This window comes from Paenibacillus sp. MER TA 81-3, from assembly GCF_023713585.1.
In the GTDB taxonomy this organism is placed as follows: domain Bacteria; phylum Bacillota; class Bacilli; order Paenibacillales; family Paenibacillaceae; genus Paenibacillus_B; species Paenibacillus_B profundus.
In genome coordinates this window covers 23,914-42,335 of record NZ_JAMAWB010000006.1, presented here as the reverse complement: position 1 = coordinate 42,335, position 18,422 = coordinate 23,914, and the positions used below count along the sequence as shown (strand labels likewise).

Annotated in this window: 18 protein-coding genes; 10 read left to right on the top strand and 8 right to left on the bottom strand. The window is 47.7% G+C overall.

Features of this window, described 5'->3' with window-relative positions; translation table 11 throughout:
* Positions 1-55: 55 nt before the first annotated feature.
* Positions 56-1,846 carry a M3 family oligoendopeptidase gene (locus tag M3650_RS09780; RefSeq protein WP_019423809.1) on the bottom strand — a complete coding sequence of 597 codons (1,791 nt, stop codon included), beginning with the start codon at positions 1,844-1,846 and terminating at the stop codon, positions 56-58.
* A gap of 159 nt (positions 1,847-2,005) precedes the next feature.
* Here M3650_RS09780 and M3650_RS09775 point away from each other — a divergent pair, with 159 nt between their 5' ends.
* The 3 genes from M3650_RS09775 (at position 2,006) to M3650_RS09765 (ending at position 2,920) form a co-directional block, all read left to right on the top strand.
* Positions 2,006-2,191, top strand: coding sequence for a YycC family protein (locus M3650_RS09775; protein ID WP_251574265.1), 186 nt, complete (start codon positions 2,006-2,008; stop codon positions 2,189-2,191).
* Positions 2,188-2,418 (top strand): hypothetical protein, encoded by a 231-nt coding sequence (locus tag M3650_RS09770; RefSeq protein WP_019423811.1) that lies wholly within the window; start codon positions 2,188-2,190, stop codon positions 2,416-2,418. Before M3650_RS09775 ends, M3650_RS09770 begins: the two co-directional genes overlap by 4 nt.
* A 133-nt stretch (positions 2,419-2,551) precedes the next feature.
* The gene (locus M3650_RS09765; RefSeq protein WP_251574262.1) at positions 2,552-2,920 is read left to right on the top strand and encodes a hypothetical protein; all 369 of its coding nucleotides are present in this window, start codon (positions 2,552-2,554) and stop codon (positions 2,918-2,920) included.
* Positions 2,921-3,203: 283 nt separating this feature from the next.
* Here M3650_RS09765 and M3650_RS09760 read toward each other — a convergent pair whose 3' ends face one another.
* The gene (locus M3650_RS09760) at positions 3,204-3,923 is read right to left on the bottom strand and encodes a DUF2225 domain-containing protein (protein ID WP_251574260.1); all 720 of its coding nucleotides are present in this window, start codon (positions 3,921-3,923) and stop codon (positions 3,204-3,206) included.
* Between the two features lie 80 nt (positions 3,924-4,003).
* Entirely contained in the window at positions 4,004-4,384 is a 381-nt protein-coding gene (locus M3650_RS09755) for a globin domain-containing protein (protein ID WP_019423815.1), read from the bottom strand.
* A 519-nt stretch (positions 4,385-4,903) separates the two neighbouring features.
* Between M3650_RS09755 and ylbJ the strand changes: the two genes are divergently transcribed.
* Positions 4,904-6,166 (top strand): sporulation integral membrane protein YlbJ, encoded by a 1,263-nt coding sequence (gene ylbJ / locus M3650_RS09750; protein ID WP_251574259.1) that lies wholly within the window; start codon positions 4,904-4,906, stop codon positions 6,164-6,166.
* A 129-nt stretch (positions 6,167-6,295) separates the two neighbouring features.
* Positions 6,296-7,129, top strand: a complete 834-nt coding sequence (locus M3650_RS09745; protein WP_251574256.1) for an NAD kinase — start codon at positions 6,296-6,298, stop codon at positions 7,127-7,129.
* 149 nt (positions 7,130-7,278) lie between these two features.
* On the opposite strand, the gene M3650_RS09740 is transcribed toward M3650_RS09745, so the two are convergent.
* Together M3650_RS09740 and lipA are read right to left on the bottom strand one after the other, a co-directional pair.
* Complete coding sequence (locus tag M3650_RS09740) at positions 7,279-7,866, bottom strand: YutD family protein (RefSeq protein WP_026011295.1); 588 nt, start codon at positions 7,864-7,866, stop codon at positions 7,279-7,281.
* 101 nt (positions 7,867-7,967) lie between these two features.
* Positions 7,968-8,855: a lipoyl synthase gene (gene lipA / locus M3650_RS09735; RefSeq protein WP_019423819.1), complete on the bottom strand. Its 888-nt coding sequence runs from the start codon at positions 8,853-8,855 to the stop codon at positions 7,968-7,970.
* 172 nt (positions 8,856-9,027) lie between these two features.
* On the opposite strand from lipA, the gene M3650_RS09730 reads away from it, so the two are divergent.
* The gene (locus M3650_RS09730) at positions 9,028-10,146 is read left to right on the top strand and encodes a M23 family metallopeptidase (protein WP_019423820.1); all 1,119 of its coding nucleotides are present in this window, start codon (positions 9,028-9,030) and stop codon (positions 10,144-10,146) included.
* A gap of 76 nt (positions 10,147-10,222) precedes the next feature.
* Here the strand turns inward: M3650_RS09730 and yunB are convergent, their stop codons facing one another.
* Positions 10,223-11,224: a sporulation protein YunB gene (yunB, locus tag M3650_RS09725; protein WP_019423821.1), complete on the bottom strand. Its 1,002-nt coding sequence runs from the start codon at positions 11,222-11,224 to the stop codon at positions 10,223-10,225.
* A gap of 458 nt (positions 11,225-11,682) precedes the next feature.
* Between yunB and M3650_RS09720 the strand changes: the two genes are divergently transcribed.
* Together M3650_RS09720 and M3650_RS09715 are read left to right on the top strand one after the other, a co-directional pair.
* Positions 11,683-12,888, top strand: coding sequence for an MFS transporter (locus M3650_RS09720; protein WP_251574254.1), 1,206 nt, complete (start codon positions 11,683-11,685; stop codon positions 12,886-12,888).
* 369 nt (positions 12,889-13,257) lie between these two features.
* Positions 13,258-14,796 carry an ABC-F family ATP-binding cassette domain-containing protein gene (locus M3650_RS09715; RefSeq protein WP_251574253.1) on the top strand — a complete coding sequence of 513 codons (1,539 nt, stop codon included), beginning with the start codon at positions 13,258-13,260 and terminating at the stop codon, positions 14,794-14,796.
* Positions 14,797-15,122: 326 nt separating this feature from the next.
* Here M3650_RS09715 and M3650_RS09710 read toward each other — a convergent pair whose 3' ends face one another.
* Positions 15,123-15,977 (bottom strand): TrmH family RNA methyltransferase, encoded by an 855-nt coding sequence (locus M3650_RS09710; RefSeq protein WP_251574251.1) that lies wholly within the window; start codon positions 15,975-15,977, stop codon positions 15,123-15,125.
* A complete protein-coding gene (locus tag M3650_RS09705) occupies positions 15,974-16,642 on the bottom strand; it encodes a potassium channel family protein (protein WP_019423826.1) in 669 nt (222 codons plus the stop codon). Before M3650_RS09705 ends, M3650_RS09710 begins: the two co-directional genes overlap by 4 nt.
* A 291-nt stretch (positions 16,643-16,933) precedes the next feature.
* On the opposite strand from M3650_RS09705, the gene sspI reads away from it, so the two are divergent.
* Both sspI and M3650_RS09695 read left to right on the top strand, forming a co-directional pair.
* Complete coding sequence (gene sspI, locus M3650_RS09700; protein WP_019423827.1) at positions 16,934-17,161, top strand: small acid-soluble spore protein SspI; 228 nt, start codon at positions 16,934-16,936, stop codon at positions 17,159-17,161.
* Positions 17,162-17,360: 199 nt separating this feature from the next.
* Positions 17,361-18,422 carry a MerR family transcriptional regulator gene (locus M3650_RS09695; RefSeq protein ID WP_251574249.1) on the top strand — a complete coding sequence of 354 codons (1,062 nt, stop codon included), beginning with the start codon at positions 17,361-17,363 and terminating at the stop codon, positions 18,420-18,422.

Genomic DNA, 18,422 nt, shown 5'->3' with positions numbered 1-18,422 from the left:
GGTAGCTCTAATTGTGCTCCTGCAGCCTATGAGGAAATGCCGCCGTGCCTCTAGCTTATTCCGTCATTTGCAAGAACAATTCAACATCTTTGAGCGTAACGTCAATTGCGGTTTGCCAGAAATCTGGCTTCGTCAAATCGACGCCAAGGTGCTTCTCAGCCAACTCTTCGACTGTCATGACACCTGTATCACGCAGCAGCGCATCGTATTTGGCAGCGAATGATTCGCCTTCCTGTAAAGCGCGCGCATACAATCCAGTACTGAACAGATAACCGAACGTGTACGGATAGTTATAGAACGGAACATCAGTGAAGTAGAAATGCATTTTCGATGCCCAAAAATGCGGGTGCAGCGAATCGAGAGCACCGCAGAACGCTTCATTTTGCGCCTCTTCCATCAAGGAGCACAGCTGTTCGGAAGACAGAAGTCCTTCTTTGCGTTTCTCGAAGAAGCGCGTTTCGAACAAGAAGCGAGCATGTATATTCATGTAAAAAGCAATGGAGCGCTGAATCTTGTCTTCAAGCAAGGCCAACTTCTCTTGCTCGTCTTTTGCCTGCTTCACAGCAGAATCCGATACGATCATTTCTGCAAAAGTCGATGCGGTCTCTGCGACGTTCATTGCATACTGCTGCGCAAACGCTGGCAATCCGTCCATCACGTATTGATGATAGCCATGACCCAGTTCATGCGCCAGCGTAGAAACATTGGAAGGCGTACCTGCATATGTCATAAAAATACGTGTCTGATTAACGACCGGAAGCGAGGTGCAGAATCCACCTGGACGCTTGCCAGGACGGTCTTCCGCTTCAATCCAACGGTTCTCGAACGCCTGCACGGCGAACTCCGACATGCGCGGGCTGAATTTACCGAACTGCTCGACGATAGTATTCGCGCCCTCGTCATACGATATGGTCGCTTGCGTTCCGCCAAGAGGCGCTTCCACATCGCACCACGTCAACTTTTCTACGCCCAGCAGCTTCGCTTTGCGCTCCAAATAGGCTACGAACTTCGGCTTATTGCGGACAATCGTATTCCACATAGCGTCCAGCGTCGCTTCTGACATGCGATTCATCGCAAGCGGCTCTTTCAAGACGCTATCCCATCCGCGATGCTCATACAGCTTCAAGCGGAAGCCGGCGATACGGTTCAACGCATCTGCGCAGAAGTCTGCCTTCTCACTCCATGCTTCTTCCCATAGCTTGAACATTTCTTCTCTGATTTCGCGGTTAGGATGCGACAGCTTGTTGTGTGCTTGACCCGCGGAAAGCTGTACCTTTTTGCCGTCTTCTTCATAATCGATGCGGAAATGCGAAATGACCGTGTTGTACATTTCCGACCAGCCGTGATAGCCGTCTGTAGCCAAATCGCCGACGAGCGCTTCTTTTTCGGGGGACATCTTCTCCCGGGCCCATTCGCGGCGCTCATTCAAGTTGAAGGCGATGCCCTCGTTGTCAGGAAGCTTCACAAAAGCAGCCCACACTTCGTCCGGCATGCTGCGCAGCAGTTCATCATACAGCGTATCGACTGTAAGCAGCTGCGCGCCCAGTGTTTGAATGCGGCCAGACAATTGAATCGCTTTCTTGTCTTTGATGTTTTGCGCTGTAAGGCAGCCAACATAAGCTCCAGCTTCATGGAGGCGCTTATTTACATCTTGCAGTTGTCCAGTAATATGTACGAGTTCCTTCGTGTCCTCCAACGTTTGCGGAGCAGACATTTCCTTAAGCTTGCCAGTCAGTGCCGCGATATCCTGTTCTGCGGCTGCAAGCGATTGCTGCAATGCTTCGGACTCAGCGCCCCCGGAGAAAATGACATCCAAGTCCCACGTTTGGCTTAACGGTTGTTTCATGCCATACACACCTTTCTGCGAATATTATTGGTAACGGAAGGCATATGAGGTTGTTCAAAAGCTCTTTTTGAACACGCACTGTTTGAGTTTTGCACCTTGACCGTGTATAACTAAACTATACCAAAATTAAACTTACTCGCACAGGGAGGATTATAGCGCATGAGACCTTTGCAAATCTCAGCGGATACCGCGTTGAAGTTATCGAAAGCGCTCGGCGTCCCCATGGAGCAGCTTATGCATATGCCGCAGCATATTTTATTGAAGAAGCTTGCCGAGCTGGCCCAACCCGAAGCTGAGTCTTCTGCTGCTGCCGATAATCATGCTTCGACGGAGAATCCGAAATGATACCATTAGAAAATACGCTGCCTTACGATCACATCATGGGAGATATTTATATTTCAAGCTGCCCGTTCTGTCATAAAGATAATGTCTTACTCCCATTGAAGCCGCAAGAACTGCCGGATATTCGCGACGGCAAGAAACGGCTGCTCGTATTTCCATGCTGCCGGAACCGTATCGTCATCGTAGATGTGGATAGCGATTACTTGTTGGCTGACCGCCAGATTCGTTAATCACGAAGCGTGAAGTTTGATGAACTACACCCCTTATCGTAGACATTGGTAAAGCACCTTGGTGTAACAAGCCAACTGGAATGTGATAAGGGGATTTTTCTATACCTTTTTTCAAAAATGAAAGGTGATTAATATGAAAAAGAAAATTTTCACCATTTTATTTATTTTTTGTACCTTTCTACTCCTGTTCGGATGCTCAGGCAATACGAAGTTTATGGGGAAGACGGAAAATTGGGAAGTTACCATCATTCAACGCGGAAATCTGGAGCAGCTTCAATATGAAGTCAAGTATGTAGGAAATGAGCAATCGATCAAAGATTTTAAATATCAATTTGAAAGTAAGACCCTGAATTCATCGGGCACCATTGGAGAACCTGCCTCAACCCCATTTAAACTCATCTCGAATACCCGAGTGATAGGTCAAAGAAAAATAGAGGAACCTATTAAATTAACAATAAACTGGAACGGCAAGCAGGAGACAGGAGAGTTAAAGGTACATTAGTTAACTATTATTTCAATCTCCATTGGATTTCGTACAGTGAAACAGTGGCATATCCCTCTGTGCGACAGGTTCCATTGGAATTCATCCAGTGTTTTGGCACTCTTTCAACAGCAACCGCTGAAACAAGCCAGATCCATTGGATAAAATACAGTCCAAGCGCCTTTTAGCCTCGCAATCGCCACATCCTGCTGTATGTTTTCCAATGGATCTTACTCTTGAGCTCGACAACAACAAGACAAGCTGGCTCCCTTATAATCTCAGGAACCAGCTTGCCAGCTGAACATTATTGTGTGAATCCCCCGCCGATGCTAACGACAGGCGGCGTATTCCCCTCCTCCGCCATCTGCTCCCGAATGGCGGCCCACTGCTCGCGTGCCGCGCGAATCATCGCCGCATCCATTATGTGCTTGTCGTGAATAATCCGGCCGAAGCACTTCGCAGCTTCATTCAGTTCACCCAGTCGGCGGTACAGCTCACCGATAATATAGATGAGGCGGGCATCGTTCTGGTCACGCCATTCATGCTCGAATACACTAATATACGAATCCAGGGCAAAACGCAGATAGCGCAGCTCGTTCTTCGTATCGTTCCGATAGCGATACAGCCATGCAATATGATGCAGCAGACCAGCAACGACGCGCTTGCTTTCTCCGATCGTCTGGGCGGTCAGCAAGGCGAGCTTATAAGTTTCCAACGCTTGTTCCCATGTACGCTCGCCTGCGTATTCCCGCGATTTCCATTGGGAAGCTACAACTTCTTCAAAATCTTTCCGATGGGTAGGAAGCCATTGCTTCAGTGAATTCTCTGTCGAGGCGCAGCCGCATTCTGGACAGACTCGCACGACGTAAAAGTCGGGATTCACTTTATCCTCACCAAAATGCGGACAAAAATCACTGTCGATATGAATCGGTTTTTTAAAACGCGACCTTACGCGTGACGATTGGAATGTGTTCTTGCAATATGGACATTCGACTTGTAACAGGTAAAGTGGTTCAACCTCCATTAAAGTGTACCTTCCTTCTTGCTGATTAATATGTAAGCGATGAGGGAACTTTACCACACTATCGGAACTTATGCTGTGAACTAATTGGTGTTAATGAAATGATAAGCAGGTCCCGACAAGCGTTCCAACACCATGTCTCGCAGCGCAGGCTCCAAGCCGATCTCTATCAACGCCTCACGCATGCACCCTAACCACGCATCTGCACGTTCACGGGTAATCGGGAACGGCATGTGACGCGCCCGCATCATCGGATGTCCGTATTCATCGGAAAATAGTGACGGTCCCCCGAAAAATTGTGTCAGGAACATGAACTGCTTCTCCATGACGGGCATAATATCTTCCGGAAACAGCGGACCGATTAGAGGATCAGCTTGCACGTTCGGATAAAAGGCCTCTACTATTCGTCGAACAGTCGCTTCCCCCCCGATCGCTTCATATATCGTCTGTTTATATCTTTCCATACGCACTCCTGTCTTTTGGCATAAGAAGGGATAACACTTCGGACTCCCCTCCTTCAGCCCTATAATAAATAGTAGTCTCTGCTCATCACTTTATTATAAAAGCACTACGTTTTCAATTCATTTACGCTAATGCTCACCGCCACAAGGGTATAATTGCACAAAAAAACGCTGAATAGTGATCAGCGCCGTGACGTAATTGAATTATCTTTCCCAATCCTCTTCCTGCGGTCCCATTAACGACTCTCGAATGACATAGACGAAAGCGCAAACAAGGATGCCAGCGATTATACTCATCCTCATCACCCCTAACGAACTTCTACGCGTTTCATCGTTCTTTATATTTATTTTATCACAATGGTACCCAAAAATATACGTCCTTCTGCAAGCGTTTACTTTACATTTTGATTACAAAATCAGACTGTAGATACTTCAGCAGCTGCTTGGTGTGGCATGTTTGCCTTTATGTCATCATATGTTTGAATGGAGTATTCGTGCAGGCCCCGTGAAAGGAGAGTGCGCATGAAACGCAGGACAAGCCGTTCTTATCTGGCACCACTGCTTATCGCAGGTGTATGTGGCCTATTTCTTATCCTAATGGCAGCGCATCCCTCCACTGTCTTGGACGCAGCCACACGTGGCCTGTCCATTTGGTGGGATGTGCTGTTTCCTTCACTATTGCCTTTTTTTATTATTTCCGAAGCGCTGCTAGGCTTTGGTATTGTGCACTTTATCGGGACGCTGCTTGATCCCGTCATGCGCCCTTTGTTCCGCATCCCCGGCATCGGGGGCTTCGTAGTCGCGATGGGCTATGCTTCCGGATACCCGGTAGGTGCCAAGCTGACGACACGGCTGCGCATACAAAATTTAATTACACGCGAAGAAGGCGAGCGACTCGTTGCATTCACTACCTCGTCCGATCCGATCTTTCTCATTGGGGCTGTGGCGGTCAGCTTCTTCGGAAATGCTGGCCTCGCCTTAACACTAGCACTCGCCCATTATGGCTCTGGGCTTCTCGTCGGAATTGTGATGCGATTCTACGCACCGCATGCACCACTTACCCCAATGGACAACACTTCTCCTGCAAAAGGGGTTGGTAATATCAAGGGAACTTTCATTTTCCGGAGAGCTTTTCATGCCATGCATGAAGCAAGGAAGCAGGATGGCAGACCGTTAGGAACCCTGCTCAAAGAAGCAGTCGATTCCTCACTTAAGCTGATGATCGTTGTCGGTGGACTTGTCGTCTTCTTTTCCGTTGTCATGGATTTGCTCGCCGTCATTGGAATTATGCCATTCTGGGAGCATCTGCTTCAGCTGCTGCTCCAAACCTTTCACTTATCTCCGGATTTGGCTCCCGCTTTCACGGGAGGTTTATTTGAAGTCACCTTAGGTGCAAAGAGCGCAGGCGCAGCCGTCTCTGCCGGAACCCAAGCACAGGTGGTGGCAGCCGCTTGGGTGCTGTCTTGGGCCGGACTATCGGTCCATGCTCAAGTCGCGAGTATAATGAACCAAAGCGATTTAAGGTATATGCCATTTCTGTTCGCCAGGCTTGTCCATAGTGTGGGGGCTGCTGTGGCCGCGTATTGGTTATATCCGCTCCTCATGCGATTGGAACCGCAGCTCTCCGCCTGGCTTCCATATCAAGGGCACTCGGCTGCATGGATGTCTCCTTGGGAGACCGCTTGGAGTTCAATGAGAGTCGGTCTTGTGCTGGCAGCGCTCTTCTTCATCTTGATGTGTCTTATCTCCTTCTTGATCGAGACGATACGCATGAATCGCAGATAACTTCCATCGCCATCGCCACTTTACCCGAAATGGCGATTGTATTCCTCATGCGGAACGTATAATATGGAGTTGATGTGTTCTATAACACGGTTATACATTACATTACCGCATAACAAAGGAGTCAGCGCCTTGAAATACGCAGTATTAAACCGAGGAGACGACATCTCTGTCTCTTTGACCGAGACGTTTCACCGTTTAGCTAACGGCCAAGGTCTCATTTGTGATGATGAGGAGCCTGAGATTGTTCTATCGATCGGCGGTGACGGAACGATGCTCCAAGCCTTTCACCGCTATGTTGGACAACTTGATCGAATCGCATTCGTCGGTATTCATACCGGTCATCTTGGCTTCTACGCTGATTGGAAGCCGAATGAAATCGAACTGCTCGTTAAGTTGATGGCCGAGAACCGTTCGAAGGACCAGATTTATCCGCGTATCGTCAAGTATCCGCTCATTGAGCTGCAATTGGATGGCGAAGATACCGGCAAGAGAACATACATTGCCTTAAATGAATTTACATTGAAGGGCGTCGAGAACACGCTCGTTGCTCAAATCGATATTAATGACGAACTGTTTGAGATGTTCCGCGGAGATGGGATATGCGTATCCACCCCGTCCGGCAGCACGGCCTATAACAAGAGCCTTGGCGGGGCTATGGTGCACCCCTCCATCCCGTCCATTCAGCTTGCCGAGATAGCATCCATCAACAACCGCGTGTTCCGCACACTCGGATCGTCGCTTATTTTGCCTAAGCATCACCATTTTGACATTCATCCACGCAAGAAGCAGAAGCTGTTGTTGACGGTCGATCATGTGAACATCCCAATTGACCACTTTCGCTCGATTCGCTGCCGGGTTGCTGATCAGACCGTAACATTCATTCGCTACCGGCCGTTTCCGTTCTGGAATCGCGTGCGCGAGGCGTTTCTCGGCTATGATGAGCACGGGCACTACAATGTATAATTTGCATACGAAAAAAGGTGCGTCCTTATCAAAGGACGCACCTTTTTGGGCAAGCTGAAGCTGTACCCGCTTCAGATGTAGAGCATTCTAATTCATTGAAAACAAGCCTTATCCAAATTTCCGCTCGGCAAGGCTTGTTGATGAATGGGTTATGAACGAACTTCCTTCGCTTCACGCGGCTCTTTCGACTCCGCTGAGCTGCGCTGTTGTGCATGCGCATTCGGCGCTGCAGAGCCCTTACCGCTATGCTTGTGGCGATTGCGATGCTGACGCGGTTTGCGCTCCGACGAGGCTGGTTTTGGAGTCTGCTCGGCTGAAGATTCGTTGGCGGCCGTCTTCGGCTGCAATGATATGCCTTGCTTCGCTTGCGGCGCCGCTTCTTCACCGGTATCTTCCAATGCAGCTGCGCCTTCCTGCTCCGCTTCATCCCCTTGGTCAGTACCCGAACGCAAGCGCGCATCTTTGTTGCTGACCTTCTCAAGAATGAAGTAAGCACAGCCGAAGTTGCAATATTCATTAATATAATCCATCATGCTGGATACGCCCGACTCTTTAGTGGACTTCGGATGATTGTCCCTAAAGAAGCCTTTTAATCGAAGCTGACTGTAACCCCAATCGCCCAGTATGTAATCATACCGTTCCAACACTTCGCTATATCGGCTTCGGAACGCCTCCGGATTCCATGCATCTTTGTGTTCTTGAATTACTTCGTACGTTCTGCCTCCAACTTGAATCACGTCCGTGATTCCCCCTTCCCCGTCGATGACAGGCTCAAGCACGAACGGATGAGCGCGCTGCCTCTTGACCCCGGGTCCACATGCCGCGGCTTGCGATATGCCTAGGCTTGGGATAAAGCCATCGTCTGATGAGCAGATTTCACTTGTTCATGCGCATGGTAGGAGCTGCGTACAAGCGGTCCTGATTCGACATGGCTGAATCCGCGCTTCAATCCTTCGTCCTTCAACTCTGCAAATTGCTCCGGACGATAATATTTTTCAACATTCAAATGTTTCTTAGTCGGCTGCAAATATTGTCCAATCGTCAAAATATTACAATCTACGGCACGCAAATCGTCCATCGTCTGCAATATTTCATCCCACTCTTCACCAACACCAAGCATAATGCTTGATTTTGTTGGAATTTGCGGCTGCATCGCCTTCGCTTGCTTCAGCAATTCTAGAGTGCGCTCGTACTTCGCCTTGGCCCGCACACGATCTGACATCCGTTCTACTGTTTCCACATTGTGGTTCAAAATATCTGGTTTGGCGTCCATCACGATACGGAGCGCATCCCAATTTCCCATGAAGTCGGGGATAAGCACTTCTACACTGCACAATGGCATCCGGCGGCGGACCGCGCGAATCGTCTCCGCAAAGATAGAAGCTCCTCCGTCTTGCAGATCATCTCTGGCGACAGAAGTAACGACGCAATGTCGTAAGCCCATGCGTTCAGCGGCTTCAGCCACACGTTCTGGCTCTTGCAAGTCCAATTCAGTCGGCATACCAGTATTCACTGCACAGAAGCGACAAGCACGCGTACAAATATCACCCAAAATCATGAACGTTGCCGTGCGATTAGCCCAGCACTCGTATATGTTCGGACAACGCGCCTCCTCACATACCGTATGCAGCGTCTTGGAGCGCATCATATCTTTAATCTCGGTGTAATTCTCTCCCGTGGTCAGTTTGATGCGTATCCAGTCTGGTTTCTGCTCTATCGTTTTCATGAAGTGTACCCTTCCTTCTCTGTTCGCTTAACCTTGACCTAATTCAGTATTATACCATGAACCCTCAAAAATCCATACCTGCGTGTCCATCTCCTTGGATAAAAAGGCTATCAACGCACATTCTAACATTAAATCATTCCTTTCGGATATGGAAGTAGGAGGGAAATGCCGCATGAGACAAGTTGCATCTGTATTGCTTGCAAGTCTTGCCTTATCGATTTGCTTTAGCTCACCGCTTGGCGCATCGCCAGCGCATTCCTTGGGCCGTAACGAAATGTCGGTTCGCACCTTTGCAGATGAGTTGCCTGCAACAGCCGATTCAGGTGGCGAGGTATGGAGGGAACGACGAGACTTATATGAAAAAATGAGCGTGGTCACCGGTATACCCTGGTATCGTCTGGCGGCTATCGATCAATACGAACGAACATTGACGAAGGCCAATCAAAAAAAACGAGAGCATCCAAAACGGTTAACCGGCGTTTTCGTCGAGCCCCCGAAATGGGTAGGCCTCATGAACCCGGATATTGAGGATCAAAATCCGAAATCGATCTCATTGTTCAAAGGGGTTGGACGCGACGGTTCAGGAGATGAACGTGCCGATGCTAACAATGATACCGACCTGCTGTACAGTGTCGCTTCATTAATTGGGTCTTACGGGCCGCACGAGGACGACTTCGGCAGGGGTTTATGGAATTATTATTCCAATCCCAGAGCAGTGCAGCGGGTGAAACAATTCGCACGCATCTATGAACATTTTGACCAACTGCAGCTGTTCGAACACGCTTTCCCGCTGCCAGTAAAGTCCACCTATTCATACCGCAGCACTTGGGGCATGGGACGGCATTACGGCGGATTCAGAATTCACGAAGGCACCGATATATTTGCTGGTTATGGAGTGCCCGTGCGCAGCACCTGCTACGGCATTGTTGAAGTGAAAGGCTGGAACCGTTACGGCGGTTGGCGAATTGGAATCCGCGATTTGAACAACCTGTATCACTACTACGCCCACCTATCCGGCTATGAGAAAAATATTAAAATCGGTGATATTGTCACACCAGGACAAACGATCGGGTGGGTCGGAAGCTCAGGGTATGGAAAGCCGGGGACATCAGGCAAGTTCCCGCCGCATTTGCATTATGGCGTCTACCGGGATCGGGGGCTGGTGGAATACGCGTTCGATCCGTACCCGCTGCTTCATCAATGGGAGCAAGCGGACAAGCGAAAGCTGAAACAGCCGAAAAAAGTGAAGCAAGATTCTACTGCTAAACCTGCAAAAGAGACAAAAAAGTAATGCCGCATGCAGCCATAATGCGCTGGCGCACAAGAATTGAAACGAAGGAAGCGGCCTCTGGGCCGCTTCCTTCACTTTACTCGTGTCCCTGTCCTTGCACAGGCACAGATGGTTCTGTGTTTGCCTCAACTGGCTGTGAAGGCTCTGTATGCGTCTCTGTCTGTGAAGGAACGCTGACGCCGTCCTGAGGCACAGATGTGCCTATCGCCCCCCCTGGCGAGGACTGCATCGGCAATGACAGCGCAGGCGCCTTCTCACGGTTAGTGCCAACCGGTTGTCCTTTGCCGTCATAATAATACATCGGCACATCGCCTACGACGAGCAGATAGGAAATCGGGATTTCCGTCTCCACCACCTCAGGCTCCAAATCGAATGGAATGACAATCGCCACTTCCTCCACTACTTTTATATAGACTTCAATGATTACCATATTGATGCCGACGTCCATAGGACGGGTATTAAGCTCGACCTTCGCTGCTCCTTGCGGCTCCATCCGCACCGGAATGCGCGGCCCGAACGATGCAATCAGCGGACTGCCCAACGCTTGACCGACCGGAATGTGATCCTTAAGCTCATTTGCTTGATTCAGCGTCGACTGGACGACATCGACCGTATCAGCCGTAATTCGCATTTGCTCATTGTAGTTTAAGGCGACACTGGTCACCTTGCCGCGTGAATCCGTCTTCCATTCGATTAATTTATTGAGCTCTCTGCCCCGCATCACCTGCTCGGTTATCGCTTTGTTAATCGCCTGCGTCGCAATTTGCTTCACCCGTATTTTCGCAAGATGCATTAACGGTCCCCGTACATTTTTATCCACATAGACGAACATTTGCACTGACAGCAGCACAAATATTACGAGCGCAATAAAGAATAGCCTCCGCTTGCGGCGCGGCTTAGCCGGCCGATTTTGCCACTGCAGCGCGGTGTTCGCGTTTCCGCTTCCCAATGGGCGGACACCTTTGCGCCAGCCTGTTGAACGCCATCCGGAAGCGCGCCTTTTGCTGAACGATATTTGGGGCAGCTGCCATCTGCGCGTACGAAATCCCGAGCGCCATCCTGGCCGCCATCTGCTCATATCATATCCCCCCCTTCTGGCTCGGCTTGAAATGAGCAGTCTGTACGTTCCCAGTGTATGCGGACAGCCACAAAAAAAGAAGAACGGTCCTGTCCATAGACCGTGAGCTTGTCGGGGAACCCAAACTATCTTGACATAACAGGTGGCAGCTACGTATACTTGCTAACGTATAACTATAGATTTCTAATGAGGTGGAAAGGAAATGATGATTTTATCGACTGTTCTAAAACGGAATTTGGCTTAGCACGGGAGAGATCTGCCCATTTTTCATCTAAGCCAACCGAAGAACAGTAGATAAAGAACCATATTCCTTTCTTACAAGATAGCTTTGTAATGGGTAAGGTGTGCGTTCACCTTACCCATTTTTTGTTTATTTTGAATGTTACAAATTGAATACGATCTTTAAGATGCTGTTCTCTCGGTTGGCTTTGCACGCAAAGCGAAAAGGAGAGAATAAGATGTCAGCAAACATGGAACAAAAATGGAGTTTGACGAACAAACAAGGGGTATCGTTATCTTTGGTGTTATCGAATATATTCATTGCATTTTTAGGAATTGGTCTTGTCGTCCCTGTCATGCCATCCTATATGAAACAATTGCAGCTAAATGGCGAAGTGATGGGTTACCTGTTTTCAGTTTTTGCCTTTGCCCAATTAATTTTTTCTCCAATTACTGGAGTCTGGGTTGATAAAGTCGGAAGAAAGAAAATGATGGTTTTGGGCTTATTGCTCTTTTCTTTTGCTGAATTTCTGTTTGGGATTGGAAATGGCGTAGGAATGCTTTTTACTTCTAGAATATTGGCTGGATTCAGCGCTGCGTGCATCATGCCTGCGGTTACCGCTTTTATAGCTGATATAACAACGATGGAGCAACGGCCTAAAGCATTTGGATTTCTATCAGCCGCAATTAGCGGCGGCTATATTATCGGTCCAGGCATCGGTGGATTTATTGCAGATTTCGGCTTGCGCGTTCCTTTCTTTTTTGCCTCTGCTATCGGATTAATGGCAGCTATTTTGTCGTTAACGATACTTAAGGAGCCATTATCTGCAGCAAAGCGAAATGAAATGATAGCAAGTAAAATAAAGACAAGTTTTATGCAAGAAATGAAAAAATCGTTTCAGCCTTTATATTTTGTGCCTTTCATTATTGTCTTCATACTCGCTTTTGGATTGTCATCGTATGAAATGATGCTAGGATTGTTTGTTTCCAACAAGTTCGGCTTTACCCCGAAAGAAATATCAGGAATCATTACAGTCAGTGGTGTTCTCGGAGTGGTTGTGCAAGTTATCTTTTTTAATAAGCTCGTTAAGACATTTGGCGAAATCAAACTCATTCAAGCAAATTTTGCTCTCGCCGCAGTTTTTATTTTTCTCTCCATATTCGTCGAAGGATTTTGGATAATTTCGGCTGTTACCTTTGTTGTATTTTTGACTTGCGGTTTACTGCGTCCTGCAGTTACATCGATGCTATCCACATTGGCGGCAGATAAAGATCAAGGCTTTGTCGCAGGAATGAATTCCACGTATACAAGCCTGGGTAACATCATCGGACCGGCTCTGGCAGGTATCTTGATCGACTTGAATATCAACTTGCCTTACAGCTTAGCTGCATTCGTTCTTCTTAGCGGTTTTGCAGTGTCTTTCATGTTAGGGGCAAAAAAATGAGAGTGCACACAGTGGAATTCTTTAATTGGGCATGCGTTCGCTTGACATGGCACCGGGCGGCTAAGTATACTTCTCCATGTAACGACAATAATTTTTAATGAGGTGGAAAGGAAATGATGATTTTATCGACTGTTCTAAAACGGAATTTGGCTTAGCACGGGAGAGATCTGCCCATTTTTCATCTAAGCCAACCGAAGAACAGTAGATAAAGAACCATATTCCTTTCTTACAAGATAGCTTTGTAATGGGTAAGGTGTGCGTTCACCTTACCCATTTTTTGTTTATTTTGAATGTTACAAATTGAATACGATCTTTAAGATGCTGTTCTCTCGGTTGGCTTTGAACGTGAAGCGAAAAGGAGAGAATAAAATGAGTATATTAACTGTTGAACAAGTTACCCATATGTACGGCGATAAAAAAATATTTCAAGATATCAGTTTTCGATTGCTTCCAGGAGAGCACGCCGGACTCGTCGGAAGCAACGGAGCTGGAAAATCGACACTGCTGCGCATTTTGACTGGAGAACTGCTTCCTGATGCAGGGACGATGGAATGGCATCCTCATGTTAACATTGGCTTTTTGCAGCAGCACATTGATTTGAAGCCGGGTACTACCATTATGCAATATTTGCGAAGCGCCTTTGCTCATCTGTATGAGATAGAACAAAGCATGCTGCAAATCGCAGAGAAAATGGCTGAAGCAGATGATGAACTCGAACGATGGCTGGCACTGTATGGTGAGCTGCAAAATAAACTGGAGCATTCTGATTTTTATCAGATTGATGCGAAAATAGAAGAAATTGCTGCTGGATTGGGCATTTTAGAGCTAGGCAAAGACCGTGATGTGGAGAAGCTTAGCGGTGGCCAGCGTACGAAGCTGTTATTAGGTAAGCTGCTATTAGAAGAGCCGCACGTGCTGTTGCTTGATGAACCGACAAATTTTTTGGACGACTCACACATTGATTGGCTTATCGGATATTTAAAAAGCTACGAACATGCTTACCTTGTTGTGTCGCATGACGAACGATTTTTAAATGAAATTACAACTGTGATCTACCATTTAGAGCATCTAACGCTCAAGCGGTATACAGGGAATTATGAAGCATTTCTCAGCAGCTACGAACAAAGCAAACAACAGATTCAAGCTGGATATGAAAGGCAGCAAAGAGAAATTGACAGGCTGGAAAGCTTTATACAAAAAAATCGAAATCGGAAAGCTAAGCAAGCGAAAAGCCGTGAAAAGGTGCTCGAGAAAATAAACCGCATCGATAGACCGACATCTGGGCCACAGCCTCGTTTTATGTTTCAAGTAAACACCGATCCCGTGAACCGGATTATAGAGGCAAAAAATATACAGATTGGCTATTCAGAGCCACTGTTCGGACCGATTGATTTACTAATCAAACGCGGTGAAAAAATTGCGATCGTTGGCTATAACGGAATTGGAAAATCCACAATGCTCAAAACATTATTAGGGCATCTGCAGCCGATAAGCGGCACTGTGCAATTAGGCGAACGAGTACAAGCAGCTTACTTTGCACAAGAGGATTTCGCTTCAACCCTCACAGCGCTCGAACAATTATGGTCATACCGGCCTGATTTGACGCAAAAAGAAATTCGGCAAACATTAGCAATGTCTGGCCTCACAGACAAGCATATACGGCAGCCGCTAAGCTCATTAAGCGGCGGAGAGCAGAGTAAGGTTCGTTTATGTGAGCTGATGCTGACAGCAAGCAATGTGCTTGTATTGGATGAGCCGACGAATCATCTGGATGTTCGTGCCAAGGATGCGCTTAAAGAGGCACTCAAAAATTATAAAGGCACAATTCTGCTTGTTTCTCACGAGCCGGACTTTTACGAAGACTGGGTAACACAGATCTGGCAAGTGCAAGGTTGGTGCAATAATTAATAAAAGGTATCAATGGAGTGATTTCACTCTGTTGATACCTTTTTCTTTTCGTTTTTTAATGGCGATAGGTTGTTCTTTCCATTCCGCATCGTAAGGAACAACCTCGATAACTCTAGTTCGTTCTGCCATTATCAACATACTCTCCCTTCCTATATTCCTTTGAAAAAAGAGGTATCGATGGAGCGAAAAAACGGGAGCAAGAGCATTCGTTCCCACTCCTGTCCCCGTCTTCGTTATCATAAAAAGCCCGTTTCATGCTGGGGGGCTAAACGTATTATACTAAGGCCAGTGTCGGTTTGCGTACAGTATTTTGCCGCATGAGGCACTTATTTAGAATAATGACGCTGACGCATCGCTTCGTACAGCAGCACGGTCGTCGCCATCGCGACGTTCAGCGATTCGGCTTGACCGCGCATCGGTATGATGATGGTGTCATCCACCAACGCCTGCACCGCGTCAGATACGCCTTGACCTTCATTCCCCACGATGATCCAGGTGGCAGCGCAATAATTGTAGCTATAGCACGAATGAGACGCCTGCAGACTTGTACTCACAAGCCGCGCCCCGCAGGCTTTCGCTTCCGGCAGCAGTGCCGTTAAATTCCCTTCCACAACTGGCAGATGAAATAACGATCCCATAGTAGAACGCACGGTCTTAGCATTGTATAGATCGACCGTTCCTTTACCTATGACTACGCCGTCCGCCCCGACCGCATCAGCCGTTCGTATAATCGTTCCCAAGTTGCCGGGATCCTGCACTCCATCGACGACTACGACAAGCGCAGACTTGGCGCCAAGCAAAGCTTGAAGCCTATCTGCCTCCCGTTTCTGCACCACGGCAAAAACAGGCTGGGGCGTATCTGTATCACAGCATTTGCGAATAATGGCGTCCGTAGCCGCAATCCATTCCACGTTTACAGGGGCAGCACTGTCGTCTTGAGCCTTGCCTAAGGCAGCATTATAAATATTGCTGGGCCCATATGTGATCAATTCTTGCGGAATGCCGGCTTCCAAATCGTAGACTATCGTCTCGACGTTGGCGTCAGAACGAAGCGCTTCAAGCACGAGATGGATTCCCTCTACGATGAACCGGCCTTCCTTATTTCGATGCTTGCGCTCTTTCAACTGAGCCCATTGCTTCACTCTTATATTTTGCAGCGATGTAATTGTCTGTTCTCTCATGATTCGGAATATGCCAACTCCAGATTGTGCAAATGATCGTTAAGGCCAACAATGACCAATATATCGCCCTCTTTGATGCGATCCTCCGCATAAGGAGAAATATTTGTCTTGCCATTATTTTTAATCGCCATCACGTTACAGCCGTATTTGGCGCGAATGTCCAATTCCTTCAAGTTCTTGCCAACCATGAGCGAAGATGCGCGCACTTCAATAATACTGTGGTCATCCGATAGCTCGATGTAATCCAAAATATTAGGAGAAATCAGATTATGCGCTACCCGTGTCCCCATGTCTCGTTCCGGGAACACTACTTTATCGGCTCCAATTTTGCTTAACACTTTACCATGCAGCTCATTTTGCGCTTTCGCCACTATTTTCGGCACGCCGAGATCCTTCAATATTAACGTCGTTAAAATGCTGGCTTGAATATCCTGTCCGATGGCCACTACGACAACGTCAAAATTACGGACACCTAACGCTTTAAGAGCTTCCTCATCTGTACAATCTGCGGATACGGCATGCGTCACCATATTTACGACTTCTTGTATTTTCTGTTCGCTCGAATCGATTGCAAGCACTTCAAAGCCCATCTTGCTTAAGCTTTGCGCGATGCTGGAACCGAATCGCCCCATACCAATAATTGCAAATTGTTTTTTTGCAGCCATAGACTCACCTTCCCCATATACCGACACTTATCAATGCAATTATTATACCATGCTCATCCCGTTTGTTGAAATTTGTCTGTCTGACAATCGATGCATGAGGACGAAAGCCTTAGGGAACGTTATACGCGAAGCCGCAAGGTAACCTTCTGTATGTAGTGTAACCGTGTCTTGCGTACATCTTGTGCGACTCACACCCCCATTTTTTGAGAAAGAGAATAAAACAGGACTTCGGCTATATGTATACGAACAGACCGGCGAACATGCGGAACGTGAAGGAAGGAGGAATACCCAATGGCCGTCACCCTTAATTTGCGTCAAGCCATCGTCCAAAAAGTAACGAATAAGCCAGATGCGGACATTATCGAAATGATCGAGGGCTCTATCGATTATGACGAACGTGCGCTTCCTGGACTTGGCGTATTGTTCGAAATGATCTGGAAAGAAAGCGACAATACAATGCGTCAACAACTTGTCGATACGTTGCAGCATAAGCTGCACGAAGGACAAGGCCCACAATAACCTATGCTTCTTTGCTTGTTAAGCGCAGACTCATGAACCTCAGACGCGGAAAAGGATCGGCTCGTGCCAGCCGGCGCCTATTCCGTGTCTTTTTCCGTTGTTTAACGAGTTATCAAGCTATTATTTTTATTTTTATCGTAGATGTCTTTACTTTGACGCAGCGTCAAGCGGTACAATGATGGCAAAAGGAGTTGAATGCATGAAAATCCAAGAAGCCGCGGCGGCGTTGGGCATGACGACAAGGGCGCTGCGTTTTTATGAACAGAAGGGGCTGCTGTCCCCTATGAAGCAAGAAGATAATGGCTATCGCGTGTTTCGAGAAGCAGACATCGACCGATTGCGTACTATCGGTGCATTGCGCGAACTCAATTTATCCTTGGAGCACATTCGTTGTTGCATCGATGAGGCAGAAGCCGGTCAAATGGAGGCGTTACGTCCTTATTTAACAGAGAAGCGCCAAGCACTTGCTCTGCAATATACGGAGCTGAAGCGCTTGCTTGGACTGCTGGATAATTTACTCGATATGGATCATAACCAAAAAGGAGAGGTTGTTGTGAAAGAATTGCATCATATTGGCGAACAATCACGCCGCTATCAGAAGCTGCGCAGCGATTGGACCGATCGCTGGAATTTCGATGCGCAGGCTACTCAATACGATAACGCTGTGTACATGAATACAGACACGCTCAGAGTACATGCCGATTACGAACAGATATTGGATCGCGTATGCCAAGAAGCCGCTCCGAAGCCGGGAGAGCGCGGGCTGGAAGTAGGTATAGGGACAGGCAACTTAGCGGGGCGCTGCCTGCTCCTTGAAGCAGAGATGACAGGGGTGGATCAATCTGCAGCGATGCTGGAGCGCTGTCAGGAGAAATGGCCATCCATCCGGCTCCTTCAAGGCAATATGATGGCCTTGCCGCTTGCAGACGAGAAGTTCGATTTTATCGTGACAAGCTATGCGCTCCATCACTTGACAGATGAACAGAAAGAAATCGCTCTTGAAGAGATGGGACGACTGCTCGATTCAGAGGGGCGTCTCGTTGTTGCTGATCTAATGTTCATTGATCAAGCGCACCGGGCAGCATTTATTGCTGATCTGGAAGCAAAGGGAGATACGTGTTCCGTTGAAGCGATTCACGACGAGTTTTTTGCGGATCGCTCCCGCTTAATCTCATGGCTGGAGCAGCGCTACGAGGTAACCGCCGCTCAGCTCAATCACTTGATGCATTTGCTTGTTGTACGAAAAAGGAAAGGAGTGTGA

Coding starts and splice junctions, on each gene's coding strand:
- M3650_RS09775 (WP_251574265.1), top strand. CDS start 2,006: ATGAGACCTTTGCAAATCTCAGCGGATACCGCGTTGAAGTTATCGAAA.
- M3650_RS09760 (WP_251574260.1), bottom strand. CDS start 3,923: ATGGAGGTTGAACCACTTTACCTGTTACAAGTCGAATGTCCATATTGC.
- M3650_RS09705 (WP_019423826.1), bottom strand. CDS start 16,642: ATGGCTGCAAAAAAACAATTTGCAATTATTGGTATGGGGCGATTCGGT.
- ylbJ (WP_251574259.1), top strand. CDS start 4,904: ATGAAACGCAGGACAAGCCGTTCTTATCTGGCACCACTGCTTATCGCA.
- M3650_RS09770 (WP_019423811.1), top strand. CDS start 2,188: ATGATACCATTAGAAAATACGCTGCCTTACGATCACATCATGGGAGAT.
- M3650_RS09720 (WP_251574254.1), top strand. CDS start 11,683: ATGTCAGCAAACATGGAACAAAAATGGAGTTTGACGAACAAACAAGGG.
- M3650_RS09695 (WP_251574249.1), top strand. CDS start 17,361: ATGAAAATCCAAGAAGCCGCGGCGGCGTTGGGCATGACGACAAGGGCG.
- lipA (WP_019423819.1), bottom strand. CDS start 8,855: ATGAAAACGATAGAGCAGAAACCAGACTGGATACGCATCAAACTGACC.
- M3650_RS09755 (WP_019423815.1), bottom strand. CDS start 4,384: ATGGAAAGATATAAACAGACGATATATGAAGCGATCGGGGGGGAAGCG.
- yunB (WP_019423821.1), bottom strand. CDS start 11,224: ATGAGCAGATGGCGGCCAGGATGGCGCTCGGGATTTCGTACGCGCAGA.
- M3650_RS09780 (WP_019423809.1), bottom strand. CDS start 1,846: ATGAAACAACCGTTAAGCCAAACGTGGGACTTGGATGTCATTTTCTCC.
- M3650_RS09765 (WP_251574262.1), top strand. CDS start 2,552: ATGAAAAAGAAAATTTTCACCATTTTATTTATTTTTTGTACCTTTCTA.
- M3650_RS09730 (WP_019423820.1), top strand. CDS start 9,028: ATGAGACAAGTTGCATCTGTATTGCTTGCAAGTCTTGCCTTATCGATT.
- M3650_RS09710 (WP_251574251.1), bottom strand. CDS start 15,977: ATGAGAGAACAGACAATTACATCGCTGCAAAATATAAGAGTGAAGCAA.
- sspI (WP_019423827.1), top strand. CDS start 16,934: ATGGCCGTCACCCTTAATTTGCGTCAAGCCATCGTCCAAAAAGTAACG.
- M3650_RS09715 (WP_251574253.1), top strand. CDS start 13,258: ATGAGTATATTAACTGTTGAACAAGTTACCCATATGTACGGCGATAAA.